9 protein-coding genes are annotated in these 11,862 nt (G+C 71.6%); 4 read left to right on the forward strand and 5 right to left on the reverse strand.

Annotation, left to right across the window (positions count from 1 at the left end; genetic code table 11):
• Window positions 1–360 precede the first annotated feature (360 nt).
• Window positions 361–2,169: an ABC-F family ATP-binding cassette domain-containing protein gene (locus ACFWYW_RS50385; protein WP_379622332.1), complete on the reverse strand. Its 1,809-nt coding sequence runs from the start codon at window positions 2,167–2,169 to the stop codon at window positions 361–363.
• A 380-nt stretch (window positions 2,170–2,549) separates the two neighbouring features.
• A complete protein-coding gene (locus ACFWYW_RS50390; protein WP_379622330.1) occupies window positions 2,550–3,452 on the reverse strand; it encodes a 4-(cytidine 5'-diphospho)-2-C-methyl-D-erythritol kinase in 903 nt (300 codons plus the stop codon).
• A 136-nt stretch (window positions 3,453–3,588) separates the two neighbouring features.
• Here ACFWYW_RS50390 and ACFWYW_RS50395 point away from each other — a divergent pair, with 136 nt between their 5' ends.
• Window positions 3,589–4,404 carry an arginase family protein gene (locus ACFWYW_RS50395; protein WP_379622328.1) on the forward strand — a complete coding sequence of 272 codons (816 nt, stop codon included), beginning with the start codon at window positions 3,589–3,591 and terminating at the stop codon, window positions 4,402–4,404.
• A 334-nt stretch (window positions 4,405–4,738) separates the two neighbouring features.
• Here ACFWYW_RS50395 and ACFWYW_RS50400 read toward each other — a convergent pair whose 3' ends face one another.
• Both ACFWYW_RS50400 and rsmA read right to left on the reverse strand, forming a co-directional pair.
• Complete coding sequence (locus ACFWYW_RS50400; RefSeq protein WP_379622326.1) at window positions 4,739–5,545, reverse strand: NlpC/P60 family protein; 807 nt, start codon at window positions 5,543–5,545, stop codon at window positions 4,739–4,741.
• 364 nt (window positions 5,546–5,909) lie between these two features.
• Window positions 5,910–6,749, reverse strand: coding sequence for a 16S rRNA (adenine(1518)-N(6)/adenine(1519)-N(6))-dimethyltransferase RsmA (gene rsmA, locus ACFWYW_RS50405; protein ID WP_379622380.1), 840 nt, complete (start codon window positions 6,747–6,749; stop codon window positions 5,910–5,912).
• Window positions 6,750–6,841: 92 nt separating this feature from the next.
• Between rsmA and ACFWYW_RS50410 the strand changes: the two genes are divergently transcribed.
• Genes ACFWYW_RS50410 through ACFWYW_RS50420 form a run of 3 tightly spaced genes read left to right on the forward strand, consistent with a single transcriptional unit; the run spans window position 6,842 to window position 10,774 of the window.
• On the forward strand, window positions 6,842–8,494 hold the full coding sequence (locus ACFWYW_RS50410; protein WP_379622324.1) for a serine/threonine-protein kinase: 1,653 nt from the start codon (window positions 6,842–6,844) through the stop codon (window positions 8,492–8,494).
• Window positions 8,491–9,669, forward strand: a complete 1,179-nt coding sequence (locus ACFWYW_RS50415; protein WP_379622322.1) for a hypothetical protein — start codon at window positions 8,491–8,493, stop codon at window positions 9,667–9,669. The genes ACFWYW_RS50410 and ACFWYW_RS50415 overlap by 4 nt, the downstream gene beginning before the upstream one ends.
• Window positions 9,670–9,703: 34 nt before the next feature.
• Window positions 9,704–10,774 carry an FG-GAP-like repeat-containing protein gene (locus ACFWYW_RS50420; RefSeq protein WP_379622320.1) on the forward strand — a complete coding sequence of 357 codons (1,071 nt, stop codon included), beginning with the start codon at window positions 9,704–9,706 and terminating at the stop codon, window positions 10,772–10,774.
• 5 nt (window positions 10,775–10,779) lie between these two features.
• Here the strand turns inward: ACFWYW_RS50420 and ACFWYW_RS50425 are convergent, their stop codons facing one another.
• A complete protein-coding gene (locus ACFWYW_RS50425; protein ID WP_379622318.1) occupies window positions 10,780–11,706 on the reverse strand; it encodes a ubiquitin-like domain-containing protein in 927 nt (308 codons plus the stop codon).
• Window positions 11,707–11,862 lie beyond the last annotated feature (156 nt).

The raw sequence follows: 11,862 nt of genomic DNA on the forward strand, positions 1-11,862 counted from the left end.
CGTGAAGGCTCACGGGGTTCCCGCCGCAACAACTCCGCCCTTGCCCACCCCAGGCCAACGGCGCGCTGGGCACCCGGCCCCACTGCCCGCAGGCCAACGGCGCACTGGGCACCCCGGCCCACTGCCCGCAGGCCAACAGCGCACTGGGCACCCCGGGCCGCAGTCACGCAGGCCCACTACCCGCGCCCGCCCACGCCTTTCCGGCGCCGCCGCGGCGGGACGTGGTGCGGTGGAGTCCGGCGCGCTTAACGGTGCTCAGCCCACCAGGGCGCCCCTGCTGCCTCTTGCCGGGTGCCGGGGAGGGTTGCACGGTGCTGTTGGCTGTTCGGGTCGGGCGGTACTCGCCGAGGCGGTCGGTGGTTATTCGCCGAGGCGGTCGGCGGTTTCCAGCCATTCGGCTTCGATGGTGTCCTTCTGGGTTTGGATGTCCCGAAGCTGGGCGTCCAGTGAGCCGAGCCTTTCGTAGTCGCTGGCCGCCGCTGCCATCTGTTCGTGGAGCTTTGCCTCCTGGCCGGTCAGCTTGTCCAGCTGGCGCTCCAGGCGGCTCAGTTCCTTGCGGAGTTCGCGTTCCTCCTTGGCCGACGGGCCGGAAGGGGTGGTAGCAAGCGACGGGGTGGCGGGAGCCGTACCGGATGGGGCTGGGGTGGAGGCGAGGCGGGCGGTCAGGGCGGTGCCGGCCGCGCGGCGCTCCAGGTACTCGTCCACGCCGCCGGGCAGCATCGACAGCCTGCCGTCGCCGAGCAGCGCCACGCACCGGTCGGCGACGCGCTCCAGGAAGTAGCGGTCGTGGCTGACCAGGATCAGCGTGCCGGGCCAGCCGTCGAGCAGGTCTTCGAGCTCGTTGAGCGTCTCGATGTCGAGGTCGTTGGTGGGCTCGTCGAGCAGCAGCACGTTGGGGTCGTCCATGAGCAGGCGCAGCAACTGCAGCCGCCGCCGCTCCCCTCCCGACAGCTCGCCGACGACCTTCCACTGCGCCTCGCCCTTGAAGCCGAGGCGTTCGAGCAGTTGGGAGGCGGTCCACTCGCGCTTGCCGACCTGGATGTACTTGCGGATCTCCTCGACCGTCTCCAGCACGCGGCGCGTCGGGTCCAGCTCGGTCAGTTCCTGCGACAGGTGTGCCAGGCGGACCGTCCTGCCGCGCACCACGCGGCCCGTGTCCGGCTGGACCGTGTCCGCGAGCAGCCGCAGCACCGACGACTTGCCGGAGCCGTTGACCCCGATCAGGCCGATCCGGTCACCCGGCCCGAACTGCCACGTGCACGCGTCGAGCACCATCGGCCCGCTGCCGGGGCCGCCGGCGTGGAGGGTGACGTCTTCGAGGTCGTACACGGTCTTGCCCAGCCGCGCCGTCGCGAACTTCACCAACTCCACGCTCTCCCGCGCGGGCGGCTCGTTGGCGATCAGCGCCTGCGCGGCGTCGACGCGGAACTTCGGCTTCGAGGTACGCGCGGGCGGGCCCCTCCGCAGCCAGGCGATCTCCTTGCGCATGAGGTTCTGGCGGCGTTCCTCGGCGGCTTGGGCGATGCGTGCCCGCTCGGCCTTGGCCAGGACGTACGCCGCGTAACCACCCTCATAGCGCTCGACCTTGCCGTCGACGACCTCCCACGTCCGCGTGGAGACGGCGTCGAGGAACCACCGGTCGTGCGTCACCACCACGAGCGCGCTCTTACGCGTCGCCAGGTGCCCGGCCAGCCAGGCGATCGCCTCGATGTCCAGGTGGTTCGTGGGCTCGTCGAGCATGATCAGCTCGTGTTCGTCGATGAGCAGCTTGGCCAGCGCCGTACGCCGCCGCTCCCCACCCGACAACTCCGACGCCTTGGACTCCAGGTCAAGGTCACCGATCAGGTTGGCCAGAATCTCCCGTACACCCTGGTCACCGGCCCACTCGTGCTCAGCCCGCCCACCCAGCACGGTCTCGCGCACACTCAGCCCGGGATCCAACGTGTCCTGCTGCGACAGAACACCGATCCGCAGGCCACGGTTGTGCGTGACCCGGCCGCTGTCCGGCTTGACCTCACCCGAGATCACCGCCAGCAGGGTGGTCTTGCCACCGCCGTTACGCCCGACCACCCCGATCCGCTCACCGGCCTCAACTCCCAGGGAGAGATCGCTGAGCAACGGCTTGGGGCCGTAGGCATGGGAAACAGACTCAAGATTGACCAGATTCATGGCCGTCCCAGCGTACTGGCAACCCAACGCCACCCCATCCACCCGCCAACCCACCCGCCAACCCACCCTGTCCACAGCACCACAACCTCGCACGGCGTCCGGGCTGATGGGCTGCTCGGACCTTGGCAGCCCCATCAACCTCGGAACCAGCCGCGTGAACAGAGCCGCCCCGAACGGAACGGGCCAGCCTGGACACGACCGCGCTGGGCGGGCGCGTGACGCCGCGGGTCAAGGGCGGAGTTGTTACGGCGAGTGCGACGTGAGCCCTCACGACCATCGCTCGACAGACGTCCACCGGGTACGGCGGGGCGGGTGGGGCGACGGAGCCGTAAAAGACAGGAATCCCAAACGCGTTCAGAGAACGAAATCAGAACGAGGAATCAGATGAGATGGGCACCACGCGCGGGGCCGGTGGTGGGTGCGGCGGTGTGGCAGACGGCGGAGGCGGTGAGGGAGATGGCCAGGTCGCGGGCGTGGTCGGCGTCGGCGGCCAAGAACGCGCAGGTCGGGCCGGAGCCGGAGACGATGGCGCCCAGTGCGCCGAGTTCGCGGCCGGTTTCCAGGGTGCGGGCCAGGCTGCGGCGCAGCATGAGGGCGGCGGGCTGCAGGTCGTTGGTGAGGACGGCGCCCAGGGCCTGCGCGTCGCCGGTGCGCAGGGCGGTCAGCAGGGGTTCGCTGGCCTGGGGCCATCCGACCGCCTCGCCGGTGGCCTCGCGCAGGCGGTCGCACTCGGCATACACCTTCGCCGTCGACAGGCCGCCGTCGGCGATGGCGAAGACCCAGTGGAAGGTTCCGTTCGTCTCCAGGCGGGTCAGCTGCTCGCCTCGGCCGGTGCCCACCGCCGTACCGCCGAGCAGCGAGAACGGCACGTCGCTGCCCAGGTCGGCGGCGATCTCCATCAGGTCCTCTGGCGGCAGGCCGAGTCCCCACAGCTCGTTGCACGCCACCAGCGCCCCCGCGGCGTCGGCGCTGCCTCCGGCCATCCCGCCCGCCACCGGGATCGCCTTCCTGATGACCAGTTCGACGCCGTAACTCCGGCCCGCGTGCTTGGCCAGCGCGCGGGCGGCCTGGATGGCCAGGTTGCCGTCGTCGAGCGGCACCTGGTCGGCCCACTCGCCCACGACGCCGACCTTGACCAGTTCCGACTCCTTGGCCTCGACCTCGTCGAAGATCGATACGGCGTGGAAGACGTTCACCAGGTCGTGGTAGCCGTCGTCGCGCAAGGGGCCGACGGAAAGCTGCACATTGACTTTGGCGGGCACCCGTACGGTCACCGAACTCATCGATCCGCTGCCACTTTCATCGCCTCGGGGTCAGGACCCTCGATGGTAGCGGGCTCCCGGCCGCCCCACGCCCCATCCCGAACCCGCACGTCACCCCGGCCACACCTTTCATCCGAAGATGCGGCATCGTGGGCAGATGACGTTGATTTCGGTTATTGAGGTGCCGCAGTGGCGGTCGTCGGGATCCCGTACGGCGGAGCGCCTCGTCGAAGGGGCCAGACTGCTGGCCGAGATGGTGCCCGGCGGGGACCGGGTGCGCGTCGAGGTGGCGGAGGGCTCCACCCCCGCCGAACTCGCGGTCACCGCCTCCCGGGTCCGTGCCGCGCGGGCCGGTGCCCAGGGCTTCCCTGTGACGTTGGGCGGTGACTGCGGGGTCGACCTCGAGCCGATCGCCGCGGCCGTGCGCCGGTACGGTGAACGGCTGGTGGTGCTGTGGTTCGACGCCCACGGGGACCTGAACACGCCCGATACCTCTCCTTCCGGGGCCTTTCACGGGATGGTGCTGCGGGCGCTCACCGGCGAGGGGCATCGTGAACTGCTGCCCGAGGTGAGCCTGGATCCTCGGCGGATCGTCCTCGCCGGGGCACGGGATCTGGACGCGGCCGAGGTGTCGTTCATCGAGGAGCGCGGGGTTCGTCACCTTCGTGTGGAGGATCTGGCTGGTGCGGATGCCCTTCTGGACGGGGTTGCGCGGGCCGGTGACGGGGAGGTCGCCGTCTACATTCACATCGATCTGGATGTGCTGGATCCTGGGGAGTTCGCTTCCGTGGGGTCACCGGCTCGGGGCGGGTTGCGGGCCGGGCAGTTGCTGGGGCTGGTGGAGGCCGTGGCCAGCCGGTTCGAGATCGCCGGACTCGGGATCACCGAGTACGAGCCCAGCGACCCCGACGATCAGGCCACCCTGACACCCCTGGTCGCCGCCCTGGTCAGAACCTGCACCCAGACCCCCTGACCCGACACCCCCCGACCCCGGGCCTGGGCCCATGCCCGGTGATCCAGTTCTCGCCCCAAGCCCTCCGTGCCCGGGACCACAGACCGGGGCCGCCCCCAAGCCCCGCTGACCACCGAGGCGGCCAGCAGGGGGGTGGGCCCAGCCTGGCGAGGGCCCACGGCTTGCGGGAGGAAGTGGGCCGGGGGTTGGGGGCAGGGGCACACGCTGGCGCTCGGTTGTGGAGAGGCGCCGGTGCCACGACCCAGGCTGGTGGGCGAGGGCCGTGGCTCACCGGACGAGGCCCCGGTCACCCCGAGCGAGGGCCGTGGTGCTCGGTGGGGGCTGGTGGGTGGGGTTAGCCGGGGCGGACGGCGCCTCGGTAGGTGGAGCGGTAGTACGACGACTTCAGGAACTGGGTCTTCTTGACCACGTCGCCGGTTTTGGGGGCGTGGATCATGATGCCGTTGCCCAGGTAGAGGCCCACGTGCGTGGGGTCGCCGTTGCCACCGCCGAAGAAGACCAGGTCTCCCTTGCGGAGGTCGGACAGTGCCACGCGGCGCCCCTGGCGGAACTGGGTGCCGGTGTAGTGGCCCAGGGTCACGCCCGCCTTCGACCACGCGTACAGGGTGAGGCCGCTGCAGTCGAAGCCGATGGTGTTCGCGCCTCTGCCGATGCCTCGGGTGGGGCCGGAGGGGGCGCCTCCGCCCCAGGAGAACGGGGTGCCCAGTCTTGCCAGGGCGGCTGTGGCGGCTGTTTCGCCCCTGGTGGGCCTTGGGGTCCTCTTCGTGCTGGGGGCGGGGCGTTCGGGGGCGGGGGGCTGGGTGGGTTTGACGGTGGTGATCCGTTCGAGCTTGGGGGTGCTCAACCACGGATGGGGAGGGTGGGAGCGTCCGGGCGCGGGTTTGGTGGGTGTGCCGTCTCGGCCGGTGGTGGCCGGGTGCCCGAGGCGGGCGCAGGCTTCCGCCGGGAGGGTGATCACTCGCTTCACCTCGCGGGTGCCGGGACTCCGGGAAAGGGCCACGGATTCTTGGCCGGGTGGCTGCGGGACGACCAGGTGTGCGTAGGCAGCCGGGATGGTGATGACCACCTGGCACTCGGCGGTCGGCGCGGGGACCGTGCTCAGCGTGGCCAGGAAGCCGCCGCCGAGGGTGAGCCACATCATGGTGTTCTCCTGGGCTGGATCGGATGGGAGGCCCAGGATCGTGCGGATCGGGTGGCGGATTTGGCGGCGAACGCGGTTCTGGGGATAGGGGCGCGGGGTCGCGTGAGTGGCTGTGGACAACGAAGAATCCCCGCCGTACCCCAAAAGGAACACCCCAAAGAAGCCCTATGCGGAACGCAGCGTGGGCCCGTTGATGATGAAGGCCGCCGCCCCGATAGCCACAGCGCATATGGCCTGCGTCAGGACGAACCACATCGGGAGCGCACCGGGAACGGCGTCAATGGCGATGGCGCGGGGGTGTCGGCTACGGCGCCGGTAGCCGCCGCGTGCTCGCCGTTCTCGCGTACCTCAACAAGACGTGAGGTCAGGGGGTGTTCTCGGCGATGCGGGTGAAGGCGGTGATGTCGAGCTGTTCGCCTCGGGCCGAGGGGTCGACGCCGGCCGCGCGCAGGGCGGTTTCGGCGGCGGACGGGCTGCCCGCCCACGTCGACAGGGCGGCGCGGAGGGTTTTGCGGCGCTGGGCGAACGCGGCGTCGATGACGGCGAACACCTGCTCGCGCGTGGCGGTGGTCGCGGGCGGGTCTCTGCGGACCAGGGAGACCAGGCCGGAGTCGACGTTGGGGACGGGCCAGAACACGGTACGGCCCACCGGGCCCGCCCTGCGCACGTCGGCGTACCAGGCGGCCTTGACGGACGGCACGCCGTACACCTTGGAGCCGGGCGGCGCGGCGAGGCGGTCGGCCACCTCGGACTGGACCATCACCAGCGACCTGCGCAGCGACGGCAGCGACTCCAGCAGGTGGAGCACGACGGGGACGGACACGTTGTAGGGCAGGTTCGCCACCAGCGCGGTCGGCACGTGTCCGGCCAGGTCGCCGGGGCCGATGCGCAGCGCGTCGGCGCCCACCACGGTGAGCTTTTCGGACAGGCCGCGGCCCGCGACCGTCTCCGGCAGTTGCGCGGCGAGGACCGGATCGATCTCCACCGCGACGACGTGCTCGGCCGCCGCGAGCAGCGCCAGCGTCAGGGACCCCAGCCCCGGCCCCACCTCGATCACGACGTCGTCCGGCGTGACCTCGGCCACCCGGACGATGCGGCGGACGGTGCCGCCGTCGATCACGAAGTTCTGCCCGAGTCGTTTTGTCGGCCGAAGATCGAGCTTCTCCGCCAAATTACGTATTTCTATCGGGCCTAGCAGGTCCATCATCCAACTAGTCTCCCGCACCGAAGAACCTGAGATAGCGGACGGGGGGCACCACAGGGGAGGATGGCGTGAAAGACGAAGGGACATCCCTGATGGAGCCAACGGGCGCCGCGCCGCTTCGCCCCACGGATCCCCGGGAAATCGGCCCTTACCGGCTGCTGGGACGGCTCGGCGAGGGTGGCATGGGCACGGTTTTCCTGGCACGGGCGCCAGGCGGGCGATTTGTCGCGCTCAAGGTGGTGAAGTCGGAGTTCGCGAACCAGGAGGGGTTCGCGGCCCGTTTCCACGCGGAAGTGGACAACGCCCGGCGGGTCGCCTCGTTCTGCACCGCCCAGGTTCTGGACAACGGCAACAGCGACGAAGGCCGTCCCTACATGGTCACGGAATTCATCGCGGGCACCCCTTTGTCCGAGCAGATCGCGAGATTCGGCGCGCTGGAGGCCGGACCGCTCCACGGCGTCGCCCTCGGCGTGGCCGCCGCCCTGGCCGCCATCCACGTCGCCGGGCTCGTGCACCGCGACCTGAAGCCCGCCAACGTGATCCTCAGCCTCTCCGGTCCCCGCGTGATCGACTTCGGCATCGCCCGCGCCCTCGACCGCGAGACCGGCTTCACCCTCTCCGGCGAACTCCTCGGCAGCCCCGGCTGGTGGGCCCCCGAGCAGGTACGCGGCGAACAGGTCACCCCCGCGGCCGACGTCTTCTCCTGGGGCTGCCTGGTCGCCTACTCGGGAAGCGGCCGCCACCCGTTCGGCCGCGGCGACGTGATCACGCTGGCCACCCGCGTCCTGAACGGGCCGCCGGAGATCGGCACGCTGCCCGCGCCTCTCGACGATCTGGTACGGCGGGCCACCGCCATGGACCCCGCCCAGCGCCCCACCGCCCAGGACCTCCTCCTCGCCCTGGTCAGCGGCGGCGCCCCGGCACCGGCGGCCGACCCGCCCACGCTGGCGGGCACCGAGTTGCTGCGCGACTGGCAGCCGCCGCGGAACGTCGTGGACAGCCCGGACATCACCTCCACCTTCGAGATCACCCCGACTCCGCCCCCCAGACTCCCCCTCACCGCCACCCAGGCCCCCACGACCCCGGTCCGCGCCACGGCGACACCGGAGACCCACCCCCACCAGAGCACGCCCGTGTCAGCGGGCCAGACCTTCCGTGACCTCGAACGGCCGGAGGAACTCCTCCCACCGGTCGAGTACGCGGCCGGCTTCGCCCCCGACCGCCCCAGGACCAGAGGCACCCGCTGGCTGATCGCGGCGGCGGCAGCCGTACTGGCGCTGGCGCTGACGACTGCCGTGCTGATCTGGCAGGGCTCCCGCAACAGCCCCGCGGTCCAGAACACCCCGCAAGCGGGCAAACCCACGGTCACCGACGTAGGCCGCAGATTCCAGCTCAGCAGCGCCTTCGACGGCCCGCAGCTGATCATCGCGACCGCCCCCGAGTGCGGCGTGGCCGGATACCAGGGCGCCACCCCCGCCAACGGCCAGCTCTGCCTGCTGCGCTGGACCCTGCTGAACCCCGGCGGCGAGCTCACCACGGTCGGCACCCCTGCCCTCACCCTGATCGACGACAGGAACGGCCGCCACGACCCGCTGCCGGTCTCCTCCCAGCTCCCGGCCGCGCTGACGGCGGGGGGACGCTTCGACGGGGTGTTCGTGTTCGACCTGCCGCCGGTCAGGAAGGCGGCGCGGCTGTCCGGCACGATGTTCACCGGCGGCAAGCAGATCGAGGTGCGACTGTCATGATCGTCCGGACCATCGTCACCCTCGCCCTCGCCGCCCTGGCCGTCGCCCCCGCCCAGGCGGCGACGGCGACGGCCTGCGACAACCAGAGCGACTTCGACGGCGACGGCCAGGACGACGCCGCCGTCGGCGACCCCTTCGCCAACGGCGGCAAGGGCGCGGTGCACCTGCTGTCCGGCACCAAGGTGGTCAGCCTCCCCTCGCCTCCCCTCGGTGAAGGCGACGCGTTCGGCTGGTCGGTGAAGCTGGCCAAGGTCAACGCGGACGCCTGCGCCGATCTGGTGGTGGGCGCGCCGTACGCGGATGTGCGGGGCGTGCGCGACGCGGGCGCGGTCCACATCCTGTACGGCGGAGCCGCCACGCGACCCCAGCTCCTCACCGCCCAGCAACCCCAGCAGGACGCCCATTTCGGCTGGTCCCTGGCCGCCAACGGCAACCTCCTGGCCATAGGCGCACCCCACGAGGACGAAGCCCAAACCGCCGACACCGGCTCCGTCTACATCAAGTCCGGCAGCAACCCGCTTAGACGGATAAGTCAGGAATCGTCCGAAGTCCCCGGCAACGGCGAAGTCGGCGACCAGTTCGGCTACTCGGTGGCCCTGTCCAAGGATCGGGCGTTGTTCGTCGGCGTGCCGTACGAGAACGACGACGGGGCGGGCCGCCAGGTCGGCACCGGCAAGATCCACTCAGGCCAGGTCACCATCATCACGGACGCCACCGCGCCGATCCTGCGGGGCCAGAAATGGGACTCCCCCACCAAAAAAGCAGGCGACCGGTTCGGCTACGCGCTCGCCTACACCGACGGCGCGGGCCTGGCGGCCAGCGCCCCCGGCCCCGGCTACGTACAGCTCTACACCCCGGCGCTGCGCCCGGCCAGGACCATTCGCCAGGGCACGCAGGGCTTCGGCTACTCGCTGGCGATCTCGCCGGACGGCCGCCTGGCCGTGGGCAGCCCGTACGGCGCGGGCGTCCTGCTCACCTCGTTCCAGCCCTCCGGCCAGGACCGGCGCCTGAACCTGGACGGCCGGGCCGTGGCCTTCAGCGGCAACCGCCTGCTGGCCGGTCAGCCCGACGCGGGCCGCGCGGGCCAGGTCGCCGTCCTGGGCCGCAACGCCGACGAGGTCCAGCGCGCCGAGCCCGCGTCCGGCGCCGACTTCGGCTCCAGCGTCACCGGCTAACCCCGCGAACGTGAAGGCATCAAGGCCACTGGCCGTGGCAGCGCTCACGTCCCTGCTGGTCACGGCCTGCACCACGCCGGACGGCGACCGGCGCCCCGCGGCCGACTGCGCCAAGGCGAGCCCACGGGACGTGGACGGCGACGGCCGCGACGACCTGGTGGTGGGCGACACCGAGCAGTGGCGAGCCGGTCCGGGCGCGCTGTACCTGATCAGCGCGGGGAAGGTGACCAGACTCCCGGTCCCGGACAAGGACGCCAGGGGCCTGGGCGCCACCGTGGGCATGGGCGACCTGGACGGCGACGGCTGCGCGGACGTGGTGGCAGGAGCGCCGTACACCGACGTGCGGGGAAAGCAGGCCGCGGGCGCCGTCTACATCCTGTACGGCGGCCAGAAGCGGCCCCCCGGAAAGCTGGTCGCGCCGGACCCGAGACCAGGGGCCGGATTCGGCGAGTCCCTGGCCGTCCGCGGCGACCGGATCGCCATCGGCGCCCCGCACGACGACGCCGACGGCGTCACCGCCTCGGGTTCCGTCCACCTGGCGGACAAGGGGACGATCCACCGCACGATCACTCAGAACTCACCCGGCGTCCCGGGCACCGGCGAACCGTACGACCGCTTCGGCACCGCCCTGGCCCTGGGCCCGGACGCGGTCCTGGTGGGCACGCCGTACGAGAGGACGGCGACGCTCGTCGGCGAGCGCGCGATCAGGCTCCAGCCACCGAGGAGCTGCCGCAACTACGCCGCCACCGTCGCCTACCACCAGGGCTACGTCGTCAGCGGCTGCGGCCAGGTCAGGCTCTACGCCGACGACGGCGCCCCCAGGTCCCACCTCACCAGGAAGGCGAACCCCACCCTGCTGACGGCCTCGCCCAGGGGATACGCGGCGGTGTGGAGCGACGGCGCCTGGCAGGTGCCGCCAGGAGACGCCCGCCTCTGGCAGCAGCCGGAGCCCTGGTCGGCGGCCCTCACGGAGACGAGCCTGGCCGTCGGCATGCCGACGGCCAGTCCGGGCGGCGCCGTGGCCGTCCTGGACCTCAAATCCGGAAATATCCAGACCTATCGGGTCGCGGGCAGCACCCAGTTCGGCGACGCCATCTCCGGCTGAACGGCTCAGCCGAACAGGCGGGACCCGCAGTGCGGCCACTGGCCCTCCCACCGGCCGCTCACCCGCTGGTACAGCAGCTGCGCCCGGTAGGTCTGCTCCTCGGCCGGCCACATCACCGGCGTGCCCACCCCGCCCACCGACTGCCAGCTGGCCAGGCTGAACTGGTACATGCCGTAGTACGGCCCGGCCGCGTTGAGCGCCTCGGGATTGCCGTGGGACTCGCACTGGGCCAGCCCGGCCCAGTTGAGCCTCGCGACCGCCGCCTGCACCGGCACGGTACGCGGCGGCAGCACCGGCCCCGGCGGCGTCACCCTGATCACGGTGCCCTGCCGCGGGAAGCTGTCCGGCGGCGGCGTGATCCTGTATCCCCGAGGCGTCCTGATCCGCTCCTGCCGCAGCACCTCCAGGACCGTTCCAGCGGTGGTCGTGGTCCACCTCCGCTCCGTCCCGGCGATCACCTGCACGCGCCGCGAGGTGTACATGGTCAGCGACATCCCCGACAGCGGCACCACCCGGTCGGGCGGCGCGGACAGCCGGCCGCCCGCGTGGTCGATCTCCAGCTCGGCGAGCGCGGCGGCGACGTTCGTGGCGGTCACCATGCGGTTGCTGGTGCGCCCGTCGACGGTCAGCCGGAGCGGGCGGGCGTGGCGGACCACGATCGTGGCGCCGTCGACGACCTGGTCGTGCCCGCCTGGCCGCAGGTAGTCGCCGAGCCCCACCGCCACCTCGGCCTCCGTCAGCAGCTCGAACACCGATCCGGCGAAGCTGCGGATCACGACGGTCTCACCGTCCACGACGAGCTTGATGTCCTTGGACATGCTCGCGACGGCCACCAGCCCGCCCGCGACCGCGACCGCGGCCAGGCCGACGACCAGCGTCCACGGCGAGCGCCATGGGACCTGCGGGCGCGGGGCGCGCCTTCTGCCACGCACGGGCGACCTCCGGAGAGACTCGGGCGCCCGACGCTAGCGGCGGGGGCGCGCCCGCCGCAACCGGGTCACGAAAAGATTACGAAGAAGGTGGCGCCGGAGGCGGGGGTCGCCACGCCCACCACCACCCCCGGGACCCCCGAGAACTTGTCTCATATA

This window comes from Nonomuraea sp. NPDC059023 (genome assembly GCF_042740095.1).
Taxonomy (GTDB): domain Bacteria; phylum Actinomycetota; class Actinomycetes; order Streptosporangiales; family Streptosporangiaceae; genus Nonomuraea.